The organism is Streptomyces sp. NPDC101225, from assembly GCF_044767585.1.
In the GTDB taxonomy this organism is placed as follows: Bacteria; Actinomycetota; Actinomycetes; order Streptomycetales; family Streptomycetaceae; genus Streptomyces.
On record NZ_JBIWOE010000036.1, the window covers coordinates 1 to 18,576 of the forward strand.

The 18,576-nt window shown below is 69.7% G+C and carries 14 protein-coding genes; 7 read left to right on the forward strand and 7 right to left on the reverse strand.

Features of this window, described 5'->3' with window-relative positions:
- Window positions 1-143 precede the first annotated feature (143 nt).
- Together ACIRPX_RS35305 and ACIRPX_RS35310 are read right to left on the reverse strand one after the other, a co-directional pair.
- On the reverse strand, window positions 144-617 hold the full coding sequence (locus ACIRPX_RS35305) for a GNAT family N-acetyltransferase (RefSeq protein WP_404202956.1): 474 nt from the start codon (window positions 615-617) through the stop codon (window positions 144-146).
- Window positions 618-739: 122 nt separating this feature from the next.
- Window positions 740-1,045 (reverse strand): DUF427 domain-containing protein, encoded by a 306-nt coding sequence (locus ACIRPX_RS35310; RefSeq protein ID WP_404202958.1) that lies wholly within the window; start codon window positions 1,043-1,045, stop codon window positions 740-742.
- A gap of 398 nt (window positions 1,046-1,443) precedes the next feature.
- Between ACIRPX_RS35310 and ACIRPX_RS35315 the strand changes: the two genes are divergently transcribed.
- Window positions 1,444-1,794: a GNAT family N-acetyltransferase gene (locus ACIRPX_RS35315; protein ID WP_404202960.1), complete on the forward strand. Its 351-nt coding sequence runs from the start codon at window positions 1,444-1,446 to the stop codon at window positions 1,792-1,794.
- Window positions 1,795-2,140: 346 nt separating this feature from the next.
- Here the strand turns inward: ACIRPX_RS35315 and ACIRPX_RS35320 are convergent, their stop codons facing one another.
- Window positions 2,141-3,076: a MerR family transcriptional regulator gene (locus ACIRPX_RS35320; protein ID WP_404202962.1), complete on the reverse strand. Its 936-nt coding sequence runs from the start codon at window positions 3,074-3,076 to the stop codon at window positions 2,141-2,143.
- 131 nt (window positions 3,077-3,207) lie between these two features.
- Entirely contained in the window at window positions 3,208-5,523 is a 2,316-nt protein-coding gene (locus ACIRPX_RS35325) for an FUSC family protein (RefSeq protein ID WP_404202964.1), read from the reverse strand.
- Between the two features lie 828 nt (window positions 5,524-6,351).
- On the opposite strand from ACIRPX_RS35325, the gene ACIRPX_RS35330 reads away from it, so the two are divergent.
- The gene (locus tag ACIRPX_RS35330) at window positions 6,352-6,633 is read left to right on the forward strand and encodes a hypothetical protein (protein ID WP_404202966.1); all 282 of its coding nucleotides are present in this window, start codon (window positions 6,352-6,354) and stop codon (window positions 6,631-6,633) included.
- A 198-nt stretch (window positions 6,634-6,831) separates the two neighbouring features.
- Here the strand turns inward: ACIRPX_RS35330 and ACIRPX_RS35335 are convergent, their stop codons facing one another.
- From ACIRPX_RS35335 to ACIRPX_RS35345, 3 genes are read right to left on the reverse strand one after another with little or no spacing between them, the layout of a single operon-like run.
- Complete coding sequence (locus tag ACIRPX_RS35335; RefSeq protein ID WP_404202968.1) at window positions 6,832-7,374, reverse strand: hypothetical protein; 543 nt, start codon at window positions 7,372-7,374, stop codon at window positions 6,832-6,834.
- 12 nt (window positions 7,375-7,386) lie between these two features.
- Window positions 7,387-7,728: a RyR domain-containing protein gene (locus tag ACIRPX_RS35340; protein WP_404202970.1), complete on the reverse strand. Its 342-nt coding sequence runs from the start codon at window positions 7,726-7,728 to the stop codon at window positions 7,387-7,389.
- The gene (locus ACIRPX_RS35345) at window positions 7,698-9,926 is read right to left on the reverse strand and encodes a TIR domain-containing protein (RefSeq protein WP_404202972.1); all 2,229 of its coding nucleotides are present in this window, start codon (window positions 9,924-9,926) and stop codon (window positions 7,698-7,700) included. The genes ACIRPX_RS35340 and ACIRPX_RS35345 overlap by 31 nt, the downstream gene beginning before the upstream one ends.
- A 128-nt stretch (window positions 9,927-10,054) precedes the next feature.
- On the opposite strand from ACIRPX_RS35345, the gene ACIRPX_RS35350 reads away from it, so the two are divergent.
- From ACIRPX_RS35350 to ACIRPX_RS35370, 5 genes are all read left to right on the forward strand, one after another.
- Window positions 10,055-11,176, forward strand: coding sequence for a hypothetical protein (locus ACIRPX_RS35350; protein ID WP_404202974.1), 1,122 nt, complete (start codon window positions 10,055-10,057; stop codon window positions 11,174-11,176).
- 271 nt (window positions 11,177-11,447) lie between these two features.
- Window positions 11,448-11,963 (forward strand): putative immunity protein, encoded by a 516-nt coding sequence (locus ACIRPX_RS35355; protein ID WP_404202976.1) that lies wholly within the window; start codon window positions 11,448-11,450, stop codon window positions 11,961-11,963.
- Window positions 11,964-12,550: 587 nt separating this feature from the next.
- On the forward strand, window positions 12,551-14,413 hold the full coding sequence (locus tag ACIRPX_RS35360; protein ID WP_404202978.1) for a hypothetical protein: 1,863 nt from the start codon (window positions 12,551-12,553) through the stop codon (window positions 14,411-14,413).
- A 98-nt stretch (window positions 14,414-14,511) separates the two neighbouring features.
- Window positions 14,512-15,897 (forward strand): hypothetical protein, encoded by a 1,386-nt coding sequence (locus tag ACIRPX_RS35365; RefSeq protein ID WP_404202980.1) that lies wholly within the window; start codon window positions 14,512-14,514, stop codon window positions 15,895-15,897.
- A gap of 35 nt (window positions 15,898-15,932) precedes the next feature.
- A complete protein-coding gene (locus ACIRPX_RS35370) occupies window positions 15,933-18,554 on the forward strand; it encodes a hypothetical protein (RefSeq protein WP_404202982.1) in 2,622 nt (873 codons plus the stop codon).
- The last annotated feature ends 22 nt before the right edge of the window (window positions 18,555-18,576 follow it).

Here is an 18,576-nt window from a genome sequence, read left to right on the forward strand (position 1 = left end):
GACAGAACCAGCTACAAAGCCACCATCAGCATCGACATCCAGACCACCCGCACAACTTGACACCGGACACCCAGCGCTAACTACACGGCGTTGGAACTAGGCCGGCGGAGCCGGAAAGCACCTCACCCCGTACGGCTACGCCGCTACGCCAAGTCGCGCTCGACAGCGGTGAGCTCCTGGTTGTGGGCAACTCCTTCGGGGGCGCGCTCGGGGTAGGCGCCGGCACCGGGATGGACCTTGTCGATGAGGTCGGCATACTCCGGGTTGCGGTCGATGAACACGCCCACGACCGGGCAGATGATGGTGACTGTCCTCCCGCTTTCGCGGATCTCGTCCAGCACGCGAGAAATCAGCTCCGTGGCCACCCGATTCTTACGGTAAGCGGGGTCGACCCAGGTCGTCAGCAGCACGACGCGGCCGCCCACGAAACGGTACGAGAGCTCGGCGATCGCTTCGGGACCGAGGCTGGCGGTCCAGCGACCGTGTTCCGCGTCATTGAGGACATCGAGCTCCCAGCTGGACTCCACTTCGTCGGAATTCGGCTTTCCCAAAGCGGCGATGAGCGCAGCGTTGTTCTCTTCACGAGCGGACGCCTCGGCTTCAAGATTGGCCGCCATTGCCACACTTTCCATCGTCGGGAGTAGCTGATAGCTCAATTGCATTCGTTGTCGCCGACACGCAGAATTCGGCATGCTCAGCGGCGAAACTTTCCTGCGACCTCACATATCACAGCGCCGTGTCAGTTCTCGATCCTGACCTCTCGTACGTCGAAGGCGACGTACCCGCTGAAGTCGCGACCGACACGGGTGGCCGCCGAGCCCTTGATGCTCGGATAGGACCAGGCCGCGTCCCTGAGCACCGTCCCGTCGACCAGGACGTCGTGATATTGCGCCCTCCCCTTCCAGGGACAGATGTAGAGGGTCGGGCTCTTGCGCAGCACGCCCGCCGCCACCGAGTCCGGCGGGAAGTAGGCATTTCCCTCAATACTGACTACAGAATCGCTCGCAGCTTCCGCCACTACGGCCTTGCCCACGAGTGCCTTCATCGTTCTTTCCCCTCGCCATTGCCTTACCTCGGGTCACATCCACCCTCACGCGGCTGACCGCACCGTCCAGAGGCCCTCATCCCTTGCGCGAGGGCTCTCAGTCGCCATCACCGTTGAGGCCTCGCACACGAGCGGGGCGTCCAGTTGGGGCGGTCCAAGGCCGACGTGCACGTTGGATGGAGGTTGGTGTCGGGCGAGGCACCGCTTCTTACCCGTGTCCTGAGGCCCGTGCTGCTCGGGCGAGCTCCATCATCCGGACTATATGGTCCGCTTAATGCGCTCAACAGCTCGTAGAGTAGTAGCTACGTGTCATATATTGGACCATGTAGTCCGTTAAAGTGCCCTGGTGAGGTGTCTGCAGAGGCACCGACCGAAGACGAGCGAAGCGAGAAGAGACCATGGAGTCATCACCGGCCGCCATTGACGTGCGCAAGGACGAGACGGCCCGCCTCTACGAGGCACTGATCGATGGCCAGGTTGTCGGCACCCTGGCTTACGAGACCACGGGCGGACGCGTCTCGCTCACGCACTCGTACGTGAACGAAGACCTACGGCATCGGGGCATCGCGTCGGCCATGGCGCGCTATGCCCTGGAGGACCTGAGCCGGAGTCAGGCCAAGGTGGGCGTCTACTGCGGTTTTGTGGCCGACTACGTCCAAGCCCACCCCGCTTGGAATGAAGCCGTCGACATCAACCGTTCGGCGTTCATCGCCACTCGCACGGCGCGCGACACGCATAGCGGTCACTGAAGCCAAGGGCGCCCCGCACTCGTCGTCGAACCGTACGCGTCGTCCCTGTCGGATCTCACGGTCGACGCCGTGGAGAGATCGGTCGAAGGTACGAAGCGGCGGCGTCCGGATGCTCGGCGCGCCGGACATGCGTGGACTGCGATCGGGCGGCGCATCCCTGTGTGCGAGCCGCCGCTTGTGATCCTTGGCTGCGACATCCTTCTTGATCCGGGACTAAGGGCCGCGTACTGCCTGAGGCGGCGCATGATCGCGGCCTGTCCGGACGAGGCAGGCAGACGAGGCAGGCAGGGGGCGGCGGCGCAGAGCCTGTCGAAGCCGCCCAGGCCGGCCGACGATCCCCGGCCTTTTACCGTTCCATTCGAACGCGCACGGCCTCGATGGACCAGGTGACCGCCGGCACCAGATTCTCCGGAGCGGGCCAGCCGTTGATCACTGCGAGGAGCTGGAGGTACCGATTGCGGCGCGGGTCGCTCATACGCCCCAGCCGGGCCAGCAGCAGACGGCGCAGCTCCATGTCGTCGGGACGGCCAAGGGCGTGTGCATGGTGAGCCGCAAGCGCCGCAACGATCGGCTCGGCTCGGCGCGACCTCGGAGCGATGCCCCCTGCGAGGGCCGACCCTGCATGGTCACGGACCACTGCACCGAGGTCGCGGCGCGGGCCGGTGGTGCCTTGTGCCTGTTCGGCCGCGTGGTCCTCGGTCATCCGCCGCATGGTGGCGCGGAAGTCCGGATCTGCCGCCAGTTCGGCCCACTCCACCCACGCCCGGACCTGCTCGGCCTCGGCGCTGTCGGGTACGTCCGGAGTCATCGAGCGCCTGATCCCCGCCAACGCGGAGTCGGTTTCGAGGCTGCCGAAGGCGGCGTCGAGGAAGTCCTCGATCAGACGTCGGCGTTCGTCCTCGGAGAGCCGCGCCAGTTTGTGCATGAGATCCGTCTCCTCAGCAGTGAGCCCGCGCTCGGCCACCGCCGTCAGCACCGCATGCCGCAGGCGCAGGACGCGGATCTGCACGGCCAGGGCTTCGGCGTGCGTCGCGGCGACCTCGGGAAGCGAGAGGTCCTGCTCCACGACCCTGCGGATCGTGGGCAGGTCCACTCCCAGTTCCCGCAGGGTCCGGACGAGGTCCAGGCGCGCGACGGCGTCGATGTCGTAGAGGCGGTAGCCGGCCGGGCTGCGGTCCGTCGGTGCCACGATCCCGCGATCGGAGTAGAACCGAATGGCCTTGACCGTCAGACCGGTCCGCCGGGCCAGTTCGCCGATCGAGTAGAGCGTGTCGCCGTCCATACCCTCACCCTGGCGTCTCCCCCTACAGGAGACTCAAGCCCGTCCCCCTGCCGACGGCCGATCGCTCCACAAGTCCTGACGATGCCTCCGGACACACCGGTCACTCACCCTTCCGCCGAAGCAAGGAACCGTCAATCGCCCGCGGTGTGCTGGGGCCGCCACCGCGTCAGCCGATGCCTCGTGGCCGAGTTCGTCCCGTGCCGCAGGACTGCCGCCGCCCGTGCCGGCTCCACGAGTGCCGTCTGCAGCTGGCGGGCGACGTCAATGTGGTCCGCCGTCCAGATCACTTTGACCGCTGTGCGTGTACCCAGCCCGTGCTGATCAGAAAGGTCACGGCGGACAGCGGAGATCAGCCGTACGTCCCTGGCCGGTTCCCCGGGCAGGGCCTCGGGCACCTCCGCGTACCCTGCCAGCGCCCGCGCTGCCTGCTGGTACCAGTTGCACACCGCGGTCCCGCTCTCCAGGATCTCCTTTCGCGCGGCGGTCCTGTCTCCCGCCGGGAAGGGCTCATCGCGTTCCCAGAGGTCGAGGATGGAGTCCGCAGTCAGCCGCAGGACGGCAACCGCGGTGATCAGGACGGTGACAGTCGCGAGGGGGAGGCGCTTGGTGCCACGCTCGCCCAGGAAGCCGCGGAATGCGTCATCGAGCCTTCTGGCCGCGGCTGCGGCCGCCCGCTTCTCGCTGTGCGGCACGGGGGCGGTGCGGACGAGACTGTCGCAACGCGTCACTCCGTATGCGACCGCGGTCCTCAGGTACCGTGCGCTCTCGGCAAACGCTTCGGCCACCGCCTGCCCCAGGGCGGCGCCTGCTCCGCGCGGCCAGAAGAGGAATCCCACACCGGCGCTCACGGCACAGCCGATCGCGACGTCCTCGAGACGTACCAGACCGATCCCCCAGCCGACCGGTTCGATGATGTTGAACAGGATGAGGAGCGTGGCCGTGAAGCCCGCCTGTCCGACCGCGAACGAGAACGCGGCCGGCGCCAAACCCGTGAAAGCGATGGCGAGCGGAAGCAGCAGCCAGAAGACCGTGATGTTGGAGCCGAGCGTGAAGATGAGCCCGCTGGCGACGATGATGCCCGCCACGTTGCCGAGCAGCGCACGCAGGGCGGTCTGGCCGGTCTGAAACGCATTGGAACGCAGTACGGCCAGTGTGCCGGACACCACCCAGAACGAATGCTGCACGCCGGTGAGTTCGGCAATCAGCACCGCCAGGCCGAGCGCGACCGCACCGCGGAGGCTGTTGTGCAGCCACACGGAGTGGTGATCGACGTGGGCTCCGGCCCTTTCGTGAACCGTTGACAGAGGCGAGGTCACGCCTACCGGGCGCTGGCCCAGCACCCGTTCCCACCATCGGCGAACCCGCACCGCACCGTAGAGCTCGATGTTCGTCACGATCGCCGATACGGCAAAACTCACCTCCTGGGCGCGGAAGCCCGGCTCCAGGGAACTCACGAATGTCGTGACGCCGCCCTGCGAGGCAGGGACATTTACGGGGTACGGCGCCCGGGTCACAGCTTGTTCCATCGCCGCGCGGGCGTCTTGGAGTCTTCGCAGGCCCCCGCTCAGCGCGTCCGGGGGGACCCTACCGGCCTGGAGAGCATTCGCACCGCCCTCCAGCACCTCGGAGGCTGCGAGTTCGAGTTCATGGACTGCTGTCGCCGTCGTCCCGCTCATGCCGTCGAGCGGCATGCGCTTGAGGATCTCCGCCAGCCATACCACTTCGTCGATCAGGCGGACGAGTACACGCGTCTCGGTGGACAGCCCCGTTGGCCGGTACGGCGTGGCGTAGAACGTCGCGCGCAGCTCACTCACTGCGGCAGTGGCCTGCGTCGTCGTCTCGTCCGCGGTAAGCCGTTGATCCGCGTTGGAATCGCCGCGCGCGCAGTCGGCCTCGGCCCGTAGCCGTCGTGCGAGAAACCTGCAGGACCGGGCAGCGGAACGACGCAACGGGTCTCGCGTCGGGGCCGGCCACAAAAGGGTCACCGCCACAAGGGAGGCTGCTCCCGCCATGAGGTAGCCGACCAGGCGTTCAGGAATGGTTCCTGGGCCGCCGGGAAGCGTGACGGCCAGGATGAAGCTGGCCAGCAGCGCCGTGGAGGACCCTGCCAGAACGGAACTGACGACGCCGGCGAACAGCACGGCGAATGCGACAAGAGCCGCCATGAGAGCTGCCAGCCAGACGGTTCGGGAGGCCAGGGTTCCGATGCACACCAAGGTTGCGCCGGCTGCGGTCAGCATGCCCTGGAGAGCGAGTCTGTCCCTCGGTGAACCACCGAGGTCGGCAAAGAGCAGCAGCGCGATAGCGCCGAATGCCGCAAAGACGGCCATCGTGTCGTTGCCGATGACCTCCACGGCGATCGCGAACAGGCCGGCCGCCACGATCGCTGCGCGGCCCGACCGCCGCAGGGCCAGGAGCCCGGGATCGCGTTCGATCAGCTGTTTCATCAGGCTCACAGAGGTACCCTCGTTCATTCCGCTGGGCCGAAATCGGCCTGACGGATCTACACGACGGCCCCTCCCCACCGCTCTGCGCCTCAACGGGAAGGGCATTCTCGTGAGGGTCGGGCGCGCCCCTCGAAACGCTACCGCCCCATTCTCCCCTCCCCCGCCCTCGCCCGCTCCCGCCTGTGCGGGCAGGCGGCCGCGGTGACCCACCGTCCACCGTGCACGGCGTCGCAGCGGCTGCTGCCGATATATCGATCAGCCACACTCGCCGGAACAGATCGCCACCCGCACAAAGGACCAAATGGTCCCATCCAGACAATGCGGCACTGCACCTTGCGAACAGCACGGACGGCCTCTTCAAAGACGTGCCGTCGGACGCGATCATGAACTGCAACCAGTCCGTCGGCCCACTCGGCTACGCCCATCGCCACCAGTCGGCCCTGAACACCATCAGACGCCACGCCCGCGCCGTACAGCTCCCAGCGCATGCCCCACGTACCCGAGTCCGCGGCGTCGACTTGGCGCCCACCTCGTTGCCTTCACGCAAGGTCTGGAACGAGACCCCGGCTCCGTAGACGCCGCGCTCGCGCTTCCCGCCGACCATGGACCCGTTTTCGCCACCGCATCCTCCTCGGACAGCAGCGCGCTCCGCCGCCGCCGAAGCGAGGGTGGGCCGGTGACCGCCGGACGTGGCCAACGCCGTTACGAGGGGCGGCACTTGTCAGCATCACAAATCGGCCACGAACCGTGCACGACCCTCTCCCCCCGGCCCCGGGTACTCCCACAATGATCAGTCGTTGGACACGACTCGCTCTGAAAGGGCTTGAAATGACGCAGTCCCAGTCACTCGGACACGGCAACACCACCAGCGCCGAAGCCTTCTGGTACGTGCTCGGATGCATCTGGTTCGGCGCCTCGTACTTCGCCAAGATCCCCATCAGAAAGGCCCTGGAAGAGTACGGACTCGTCACCCTGACCGGATGGCAGAACTTCTGGTACGTCCTCATGAACATCTTCTTCGGCTCCGGCTACCTGTCCAAGGTCATCGTGAAGAAGGCCATGTCGGAGATCCGCACCCCGGTCGGTCAGCCGGGTATGCCTGTGGCGTGATGACACCCCTCGGCTACGACAGGTGGGCCGGGGCGACGGCAGACCGCCCTGGCCTGTCCAGCCACGGTGACCGGGGAGCGGCGTAGTACGCCCCGAGGCCGAGCCGACGCCACCGACAGCACGGCTGCGCCGGTCCCTCCTGCACCTTCCGGATCCCGCCCAGTGATTTCGGCGTATGCGCGGGAGTCACTACGACGGTCATGAGGATTCCGGACCCGCGCACCGGTCGGCGGCGCCCTCGCGGTGCTCCCGGCGGGTGCGCTCGGCCCCGTCGGGCCACACCACGTCGACGGGGACGCCCGCCGCACGGGCTTCGAGCACGGTGTCGGCGGTGCCGCCTCCTCTGCCGGTGGGCGGAGTGCCGTCCCAGACGGCGACGAGCCGGTCGGCGCGTTCCACGAGGACTTTGTTCGCCGCCTCGTACGCGTGCCGGCCGCCGGTCTCGATCGGCAGGACGACGATGTCGTGGGCGGCCTTGACCAGGCGGTCGAACACGAGCGCGTGGTCAGGCCGCACCCGGGCACGCCGGTAGTCCCGGGAGGGGATGATGACGGCCAGCCGGCCGCCGACGGCGAGCACGGCCTCCGCGAAGAGAGAGTCGGCGCCCCTGGCGAGACAAGAGACCCCGACCAGTTCCCCGTCGGCCGCGTACCTCCGCAGCAGGTCGTCCAGAGCAGCGCGCACCAGGACGGAGGTCCGCGCCGTCAGGTCGATGTGACCGGTCACCGCGATGGTCGTCATGGAGCGCCCCTTTCACCGGTCGGCGGGCTCCTGGAGGGTGTAACCGTGGCGGAGGATCACTTTCACCGACCCCATGGCGACCACGCGGTCCGCCTCCTGCTGCGCATGGGTGAGCGCGGAGTACGGGACCAGCAGAGGGTGCGTCCTGCGTCGACGGCTCAGCCGGCGCCCGTACCGCCAGCCCTCGGACAGACGTTGCCGGGCCCAGTTGTTGTGGGCCTCCTCGGCGAGGATCTCGATCAAGCCGTGCAAGCTGTCGGGGACCTTCACGTCCGCACTGCCGGAAGGTGGGGGCGTCCACGTCTGCCGCCTGTCCCGTCGCATCATCCGTCCCTCCTGGGCGGACTGGGCCATGCCAACCGGATCGCTTCCAGGACCAGCGTGGCGGCCACATCGGCTGCGTACTGCTTCCAGGCCTTCTCCTCCTCCGGCCGCGCCGAGTTGACGGAGATGCCGTCGGTGGCGGTCCCAGCCACGGCGCACACCATCGAGAACGACACATGTGTCCGGCCGGCCCTACGGGTCTGGGTGACGGCGCCCGCCGCGTCCGCGCCCCCGAGCTCGACGGCGGCCAGCCCCGGCCAGTCGCCGATCACCCGCCGCAGGGCCGGGTCCCCGCTGCCGCCGACGGACGCGTCCCCCGAGGCGATCGGCCCGACCACCACACGCGGTCCGGTGTTGCGGGGACCGCCGGGTGGCCGCTCGTACACCTTCTCGGTCCAGTAGGTGTAGTTGAGGCGCATACTGTCACCGAGCGCGGCCACCCCTTCATGCGCCAGGTGGCTGCGGTCCGGGCGGGGCAGACAGCTCTGTTCCAGTTCTTCGTACGTGTAGCCGTGCAGACGGTTGGAGATCACCACGTCGCCGGGCACGAGGTCGGGCGCGATGGCGCAGCAGGCTCCGAGGAAGATCACCGTCTCGGGCTGGTGCTCCTCGATCGTGGCGGCGACGGCGTTGCCGACACCGTCGCGGCCACTGCAGGGCTGGGCCACCACCACCTCGTACGCGCTGCTGCGGCCCACGGCCTGGACGCTGGCGCGCAGCCATGCGCATCCGGTGCCGTGCAGTGCGGTCTCGGTGGGCGCACCGGAGGTCTCCAGATGCCGCCGCAGCGCCTCGTGGGCCTCGGGCAGGAGTGTGACGAGCGCGATGTCGCACCGGCGTCCCGGGGCGGGCGCGTGGGCCGCGGCCCCCCGCTGACCGGCCGTGACGCCGCGGTCCTCCAGTCGGCGGCGCTCGACGAACTCGTTGTCGACGTCACGGCTGATGACCGCGACCTGTTCGTCCTGGGAAAGGTGGCCTATGGCCCGACCCTGGAAGCTGACCTGCCGTGCCACTCCAGGACCGAGAAAGTACGGCAGGATCACCAACCGGCCGTCGGCGCGCAGGCGTTCGGCGATGTCGTACTCCTCCCGGCAGTACTCGCTCTCCCAGTAGTGCCGGCTGATGAGCGGAAGGAACAGGCGGCACGCGGCCACGTTCGCGTACAACTGGCTGCGCCAGTCGGCACCGAGCTCGATGGTGTTGCGGCGTAGGTAGTGGAAGTACGACAGGTTGTGCAGTTCGAGGCTGCGTCCGACGCGTTGAGCCAGCGCGTCGTCCCCGCGGGCGTTGCTGAGGAAGATGCTGCCCTGTGCCCGGCCGAGGCTGCGGAAGTATCCGACGCCCTCCTCGAAGGTCTCGAACTCCAACCGTGGTTGGTAGAACCGCGCCACCAGGTCCTGGACGCGGTCGGCGAGTTCCTCCGGGTAGCTCCAGTGCACCGTGATGCGGTCCGCCGGTTCGGCCGCCCGGAGGGCGGCCCCGCTGACCAGTTTCGACGGCTGCGGCACGTACCGGCCGTCGGGTGGGTCGTGGATCAGTTTGAGGGTCGGCCGGAAGCGGCCACTCAGCTCGGGGAAGACCCAGGGCACCGCGTGGGGAGAGGCGACATCGACGACGACGAAGTCGCATCCGTCGACGGCGAGCAGGAACTCGAAGAGGTCCTCGAACTCGAGGCTGATCGTGCGGGCGCGGTATCCGACGTCCTCCACCGCCCGCCGGATGAGCGGCTCGGCGGCCCGGTACGCGGCATCGTCCGGCAGGATCAGTCCGACCGTGCCGAGCAGACCTTTGGCAGCGCCGCCGACCGGACCGCTCCGGCTGGTGAGGCGGTCGATCGCGGGCTTCACCTCGCCCGTGTCCGGGAGTTGGCGGCGGTTGAACACGATGCGCTGCTCGTCGGCCACCGGGAAGAACCCGGCCGACACACCCCTCTCCATGAACACCAGCCTGGGCTTTCTCGCCTGGAGCGCGAGGTCGTGCTCGTGCACCATGAAAGGCGAGGCACGGTACCTTCGTTCTTCCTGACGATGCGTCACCACACCTACGAAACAGGAGCTCTGATCCATCATCAGTTCCAGATGCGTGGGCGAGAGAGGATTGGTCTTCGGGTCGACCGCGAAGGTGAAGCCCTCGTTCCAGAAGAGGCTCCAGAAGTGCTCGTTCAGCTCCCGGTCCTCTGCCCAGTAGCTGTGGCTGAAATAGGCCGGTATCCGGGTCACGCCTGCCATCACTTCTCCCCACCGTCGGCTCACCCATCCCCCCACGCGCGCGCGACTACACCCCGAACTCCAAGAAATACGACGAAACCCCGCTGAACCAGTCGAGACACATCAGAGGCAACTGCCTAGACTGGTACATGACTTCGCCGCAGTCCGCGCGTCCTCTCATAGCCGTCATCGGCAGCACCGACCCCAACCGTGCCTTCTCCCACCCGCTCAAGGCCATCGAACTCGCTCCCGATGCCTGCCGGCAATTGGGCAGAGAACTCGCCCGGGCCGGCTGTGATCTGGCCGTCTTCTCCAGCAGCGCCGAGTACATCGAGACCGATGTCGTGGCCGGGTACGCGGACGCCTGCACCGAGGCGGAGCCGGGTCGGGTCGCGGCCTTCCCGCCGCGCCACAGCGATGTCGACTTCGGCCTGGCGCCGGACGCCCACGCCAGCCTGGAGATCCTCCGCGACAGCAGTGGCGAATGGGAGGTTGCCTTCTACCACACCCTGCTGAGCTGTGACGGCGTGCTCCTGATGGGCGGCGGCCAGTCCACCAGGGTGGCCGGCATCATCGCCCTGGCACAGCGTCTGCCGCTGGTGACGGTGGCCGCGTTCGGCGGCGGGGCCGGACAGGTGTGGATCAACTTCGACAAGGTCCGCAACGACGCGGACGACGCCGACATCCGTCTGATGGGCGACAACTGGTCCTCGGCGTCCGCCTCCCGGCTCATCGCCTGTCTGCTCAGACAGCGGGAACGCAGGCTGCGCGCCCTCGCGGAACGCGCGCGGGGCGAACGCACGGCGGCCCGGCGGTCGGCCCAAGGTCTCACCGTGGCGGCGGTGTGCATGCTGGTCTCCCTCGCGGCGCTGGCGACAGCCCGGCAGTCGGAGCAGGCGGGCGCCCTGGATCTGCTGGTCCTGGTCGGCGCCCCGCTGGTGGCCTCGGCGGCGGGCGCGATCCTGCGCAACTCCTTCGAGAGCGATGTGCGCTGGGGACGTGCGGCGGTGCGGGGGCTGGGGGCCGGGCTGGTCTCAGTCCTGCTCTACGTCGCGTCCCAACTACTGACCCTCCCCGCTCTTCTCGACCACCTGGACGTGCGCCGACTGCTGTTCTTCACCATTCCGCTCGGCTTCACCGCGGGCTTCACCTTCGACCTCGTCTTCGAGCGACTGCGCACCGGCGCGGCGGGCCCGCCGTCCGTCCCCCCGCCGGACCCGCTGGCGCCGGGTGCGTCCCGGCCTTCGAGCAGCGACGGTCCGCACGCCTGAGCGGCACGGCAACCCGCGCCGTTTCGCAGCCTGCAGGCTCAGGGATGCGACCCGACGTCATTGCTCGGGAGCATCTGCATCTCGGCATCTGGTCATGACCGACCTCTCCACCCGCCGGCTCACCGGCAAGACCGCCGTCTCCTCGCACTGCCCGGCGCCCTTGTCCGACGGCCGCATTCCAGAATGACGCGGCGGGAGAAGGCAATCTTTGAGAAGACATCCCGTCCGGCCGGAAATCGGTGGCGGATACCGGCAGGAAGGAATGCCAACCATGATCCTCCCGAAGGTCAGGGACCCTCGCTTCGTGACGATCCGCCGTGGTGGGACCCTCACTGATTCGAATCACCATCTCCTCGCCCTCTGGGCGGCAGCTTGTGCCGAGCACGTCCTTGGCCTCTTCGAGTCGGCTCAGCCTGAGGACCCACGGCCGCGCCAGGCGATCGAGCATGCCCGCGCCTGGGCGCACGGCGAGGTCAAGATGATGCAGGCGCGCGCGGCGGGCGGCCATGCCATGGGCGCGGCCCGAGACCTGCGCGGCACGGCACGGCACGCCGCTTACGCCGCCGGCCAGGCCGCGGTCGTCGCACACGTCGCCGCGCATGAACTCGGGGCCGCCGCGTACGCCATCAAGGCCGCACGCGCCGCCGCACCGACGGACAGGAGTGAGGCCGCGGGGCGGCTGGAGTGCCGGTGGCAGCGCGATCGGCTCCCGGAGGCGATTCGCGAGCTCGTACGTGACGATCAGCGACTGCGCAACGACATCTGCTGGTCGGTGTTTGACTGCTGAGGCCGCGCTGCGCCACCGGCATCGCGCCGAAAGGGAGGACACCTCACCGAGCCGGTCCCGCCGGAACAGCACCCGGCGGGACGTCACCGTCAGAGTTCTTCCCGCCACGCGCCCCCGCAACGTGGACTGATGAGCTTGATTGGGGTGTGCCCATCGGATGTGAACTCCCAGGCTCCCAGGCTCTCAGGCTCCCGGACACTCGGACGCTCGGACTCCCCGACGCCCGTGGCACCTCTCCGATCAGGCCTTTCGCGCCCGAATTGACGTTCGAACAGAACCCGCCCCCCTCAGTCGCATTGAAACTTCATCCTGCTTAAAAACAATCAGATACGAATACACGTCGACGCAATAAGGAGCTATTCCTTCACCGCACGATATGCGGGGCAGACGTGGCGACAAAAGTCGACGAGGACAGGTTGCATACGGCCGACTGGCGATAATGTGAACCGGCAACCGGACAGGGGATTCCGGGTTCCGTTCTCAGTCATGGCCGCCTTTGTGCGAGGGCCGACCCATGTCTGATGCGTGTGCAACAGCGGTCGCAGCCGTCTGCCTCGGCGGCGCGGCCGTATCGGGGGGTGCGAACAGTGCAGTCGAACCATGGGGTGAACTTCCTCGCGGCCGATCTCGAAGCCGCGTTGCGCGTCGCGGACCAGCTGGCCGCGGGGTCCGGCGGCGCGGGGGACCAGAACGGCGGCGGGGACTCCTCCCGGGCGATACCGCCCCTCGGGCGGCAAGTGATCGCCCTCGTGGCCGAGACAGGTCCCGGACCGACGCACCATGACTGGCGATCGGCCTGGCGGAGCGTGCGGGACGAGCAGCGGCTCCGGCTGACCCGGGCGGGCCTGGGATGGACCCTCACCCGCTTCGCCTCCGGTGCTCTCCCCGCGCTGGACGTCCTGGAAGTCGGCTGCGAACGCCTGCGGATGAGTCGGCTCACCCATGCGCCCGCCGCCCCGGTGCCAGAGCTGATACGGCTCGCAGAGTCGTCGTGGACGGCGCTGGCCCCCGCCGCCGACGTGCTGCCGCCGGAACGAGCCTCGCGCCTGTTCGCCCTCGCGGGCGGCGCACGACACGCGCCGGCGGGCGTGGACAAGGCGCTGCACGAAGCCCTGGCCGCCTTCGTGCGGGCCAACCGCCGCGATACGACGCACCCACTGCTGGTCGTCGTCCGGGCCACGGGCTGGTGGCCCGTCGAACGGGCGGCCGAGGCGGTGCGGACGCAGGCGGGGGTGCTGCTGTCCCTGCGGCTGTCCGCGCGCTGGCCCGTGGCCCCGGAGGACCTGGTGGCCGAACTTCCACTGCGCGCCACGGTGTGGCTCGCGGCCGCGCGGGTCGACGGGGGTTCGGGGGCGGTCGCCCTGGTGCGCCGCGCGCTGTTCCCCGCGGGCAGCCGCGCGGACGGCACGACCGCCGGTCCCGTGGCACACGTCCCGGTCACCGCCGCACCGTACGACGTGACCGGTGGCGAGAGCATCGCCGCAGTCGTCACGGCCGGCCACGACGAGCCGCCCGCCCAATGGCTGCCCCTGCGGGTCGACCGGCTCCGGCTCTCCCCCGGATCCCGCACCACCCTGTCCTACGCCCTGCGCGGACACCAGGCGGTGGAACTGCGGCACGCCGGACATCACAGCCCCGAGCCCACCCCCTGGCCCCACCTTGCGGCCGCCACCCCACGGCAGCTCCCCCGGCCGCGTCCGCTCGACCTCATGGTCGCCGTGGAGATCGCCGGATCCCAGGTCGACGGCGGCACCGCGGTCGAGGAGCGGCTCCACGAAGCCGCGGCCGTCGTGACCGCCGTACAGGACGCGGTCGGCACCGAGGACGCCCTCCGGGTGGGGCTGATCGGCTACCGCGACCACGACCCGCTGCACCGCTCCGGTGAGAACGACCCGGTGGTGCACCGCCTGGGCATGTCGACCGCGCCGGACGCGGTGCACGGTCTGGGGTCATGGCGCCCGAGTCCCCTGCGGCACGACTTCGCCACCGGTCTGGAACACATACCCCGCGAGCTCTTCGGCTGGCGTCACCTGTGGCGGCCCGGAAGTCAGCGGGTGCTGCTGGTCGTCGGTTCCCGTCCGCCGCATCCGCGGGTCCGGCCGCCCCAGGTGCTGCGGCGCGGCGCGGCGGTGCGGATCTGCCCCGACCGGCTCGACTGGCGGGCCGAGTTGGAGGAGACACGCCACTACGACGGCCTGGCATGCGTGGCGGTCGTCGACGAGCCGTTCTGGATGGACCACCTGGCGGGCGAGCCCCACCTGGCGGACTGGGCGAACCACGCCTGGGGCGAGTTCGGCACGGAGGGGCGGTTCAGCGCGGGGCACGATCCGCGAGTGATCGCCGCGGCCGTCGCGGCACCGGCGCTGCGCCAGTCCCAGGACGGCCCGCCGATCCGCCTGGTCGTCGCCGACGGCGCGGCCGGTGACTGGGAGCCGGCCGCCGCCGGCTGACGAAGACCTCACCCACCCCTCCGGTTCGCGCGAGTTCGCGGACCGGGCCACCACCACAGGCGGACGCGGTCCGCCGGCCGTCAGGCAGGAGCACATCCATGGTCGACGACGACACACCGCCCGAGCGGGCCAGGAACGGTGAACCCGACCGCGGGCATCGGGACCGGGAGCAGTCACCGCTCGACGTCCTGGGCCGGTCCACCCTGGTGGGACGCAACGCCCTGCCGCCGGCGCCGGCGGCACCCCCCACCACGGCCCGACCCGGCGCCGGGTCCGCGCCCCCCGCTCCGCGCCAGGAACCAGCCACCGCACCGCAGGACAGGGCGCGCGCCTCCGCCGCGCCCCGCGTCGCGCCCCGGGCACTGCCCAGCGTCTTCCTGGAGAAGGCCGACGACCCGGAGGATTCGGCTCCCGCCGACAAGCCGACGAAGAAGGGCGGCAAGAAGTCGGCGACCGCGCACGCGGACGGCGCGACGGCCACCCGGGAACCGTCGGGCCGGACCGTCGCACCCGAGTCGGCGATCACGCTGTGGGGTGGGAACAGCAGCGGGAAGTCCACCCTGCTGGCCGCGCTGTCCCAGGCCGTCCAGGACCCCCTCTACGGCAAGTGGGCCCTGTATCCCGAGGACCACGCGTCGCAGGCGGTGCTCGACAGGCTGGAGGGCAGCCTGTACCGGAACCGCACGTTCCCCAGCGCCACCATCAGGCCGGAGGGCCTGATCCGCTTCACGCTGGCCGGGGACCTCGGCGGTACCCGGTTCTCGCAGGCGAGGCGCAGGTTCCTCCGCCGGGCCACCCAACGCGCCCAGGACCAGACCGAGTTCCAGGTCAGCGTCCGCGACATGCCCGGAGAGGCGTTCGACCTGCACTCGGACACGGGGAAGAAGTACGGGGACGAGCTGATCAGGGATCTGAGTGACTCCCGTGCCATGGTCTACGTCGTCGACCCGGTCCGCGAGTGGCTGGTCAACGACGAGGACGGGCCGCTGACGCACGACACCCGCCAGAGCGCCGACTTCTTCAGCGGGGTCCTGCGCCGGGTCGCCACCGAGATCCACATGCGCGGGGAGCGCCAGGGCAACCACCTGCCGCACAGCATCGCCGTGTGCATCGCCAAGTTCGACGACGACCGCATCTTCCGCCTGGCCTGCGAGCAGGGCAACATCCGGGTCAACCCGCGTACCGGCCAGCCCCAGGTCGTGGACGCCAAACGGCTCTACGAGGGACTCTGCCACGCCATCCCGCAGAGCAGCCTGCCCGAGATCCAAAAGCTCATCGGCCAGTACTTCGCGCCCGAACGCATCGGCTACTTCGCCTGCTCCGCCGTCGGCTTCTGGGTGGACCCCGACCGGGGGTTCGACATCGAGAACCCGTCCCTGATCAACCACGCCGAGGACGCCGTCCACTTCCTGTCGACACCGCGGCCCGTGAACGTCCTGGAGCCGTACCTCTTCCTTCGGGGATTCGGCCCCGTGCATCCCTGATCCGGCAACCGACACCGTACGAGGAGGAGCACACCATGGCATCGGGGCTGATCGCCGACTGGGCGCTGTGGGGCAAGGTCCCCCGCACCACGCGCGGCTACGAGGTTCTCGCCGCCCATCCGCCGGACCGCAGCGGCGAGTTCAACGCAGCCATCCAGCACTGGACGCCCGGGACACCGTCACCCGGGGACCGGCTGCCCTGGATCACCATCGGCTGCGCCCCGGACAGCGAGGGCACCGGCACGGTCGGGGTCTTCCTGCTGGACGGATCGGAAGACTTCGACATCAGCAACCGGCTCATCCACCGGATCAGCCACTTCGCGGTGCCCTACCCGCATGTGCGGGACACGGGAATCGGCTGGTGTGCCCTGGCCCGGGCGGCCGTCACCACCGCCGAGAGCCTGAGCGAGACCCGCACCGGCCCCGCCGAACTGATCTTCGACGACGAGGACCTCCTGGTCAACGACATCGCCGGCCACATCACGCCGAGCGTCTCGGCGACCACCCGATGGCTGGCGGCCGCCGCGGCGTATCTGCTGGACGGCCCGGTGGCGCTGACCGGCAACAGCGGATACGAGCCGTTCGGCGTGCTGCGCACGCTGGACTCGGTGGCCGCGCTGCTGCCCTTCGGTGTGCGCGGCACGCTGTCCGCCGCCACCTCGATCTCCCCCGGCGCCCAGGTTCCCATGCGCCTGTTCTGGGGCGATCCGCTCGGCGCGCCCGGGGTGACCGGCCTGCCCCTGAGCGGCGAACTGCCGGACCTCGGCGGACTGTCCTCGCAGGCACGCACGTACCACGACCTGCTCCTCAAGAACTGGACCAAGCAGGGCGGCACGGCGGTCGTACGCCATCTGGCCGATGCCCGTGAACCGCTGGACATCGCCGACCCGGGCACGCCCGGGTACGCGCTGGACGTGCTGGCGAGGCTCGACCGGGCGCTGGCCGCGGTACAGGACATCGACGAGGGCCGGACGCTGGGCCACGAGCAGATCGCCCTCGCCGTCCGCACCCCGCAGATCGGCTCCGCGGAACTCGCCGTCCTCGCGCCGCTCGCGCTGCAGGGCCCGGAGGAGAGCCTGGCGGCGGTGGCCCCGCATCTGTCCGAGGACGGCACCTCCCAGGCCTTCCGGGAGCAGCTGCGCGGCGACCTCCTCGACGGTCGGACGGAGGCGGCCCTGTCCTCCTTCGAGAACATGCGCGCCGCCCGCGTCAGGGCCGGGCTGGACCTGGATCCGCTGGACCAGATCCTGGCCGGTGTCATGGACGAGGCGCTGGCCACCTGCGCGCCGCACGAACCCGAGCCGGTGACGCAGTCCCTGCTGCCCGGTGTCGTACCGTTCGCCGCGGGCAGCATGGACCTCACCCAGTCCATGCTGCGCCAGAGGGCCGGCCTGGCGAGCCGACTGGTCCGCGCTCTGTACGACATGTCCGAGCCCGCCGCACGGGTGCACGCCTGGCTGCGGTGGCTGTGCGGCGAACCCGACCCCCGCCGCCCGGTGGAGATCGCCGGCAGCGCCGAACTGCCCGTGCTGTACTCCATGTTGAGCACCGGCACCGGCCTGGCCGGGGCCGCCCGCAAGTGGACGGCCGGCCAACCCGGCGCGCCGGCTCTGCTGCTGGAGGGCGCGGTCGCCTGCGGCCACGGCAACGAGGTGCTGCAGCATCCCGGCTTCCTCGACACGCTGATCGGCTCCCTGTTCACGGCCGCCGTGGCGCCGGACGACGCGGACCCCGGGGCGCTGCTGCAGGAGGCGCTCGCGCGGCGGCCCGACGGACTGCGGCCCGAGACGGCGGCCCTCTGGGACGTCTTGTGCGCACTGACGGGGCTTCCCCCGTCCGGCTTCACCACCGTGGTCGCCACGCCGCCGCTGCCCGGTACGAGCGGTTCGGAACACCGGGTCACCACCTATGCCACCGCTCTTCGGGCGGCACTCGAGGGAAAGCTTCTGCGTCGGCATGCCGGGGGCATCGTCCGCGACCTGCTGGCCGGCGTCCTTGCCGTCGACCCGGCCACGGGACAGGGCCCCGGCCCGGCCGGCCGCAACCTGACCCTGTACGTCCTGGACTGGTCCGATCCCTACCCCCAGAGCGTCCTCGCCGCCGTGCACCGGCTGGCCGCCGAGACACCGCACTGGGACGAGACGGACAGGGACACCGAGTGGCTGACACGGCTGACCGGCCGGCTCCCCGCGCTGCGCTCCGCACTGGCCCTGCGTGAGGTCCTGCGCTTCGCGAAGCAGTCCTCGGGCACGCCCGAGGACTGCGGCACGCTGGCCGCTCACGCGTGCGCCGCGCGACGCGCCGAGGCCGACAAGGACCAGCTCTGCGCGGCCCTGATGGCCTGGGCGGTCCGCGGCCAGCGCCAGATCGGCGAGCGGATCCTCGCCGTGTTCAACGCCTACCAGACGGAGTGGGCCCTCTACGCCGGGGCGGAACGCGCCGTCGAGGAACGGGCCGACCTGGAGAACGCCATCGCCAGGGTGGACACGGACCGCCCGCTCCTCACGTACTACTGCGACCACGCGACGCGACTGCTGGCTCGGCAGGACACCGAAGCAGCCGACGAGATCCGGCAGCTCCAAGACCGGCGGTCGCTGTGGAAGGTCGAGATGGACCGCCTGCGCAAACTCAAGGCCTCCGGCCACACCCGCACCTGAACCACGCACGCTCCAGGGGGAC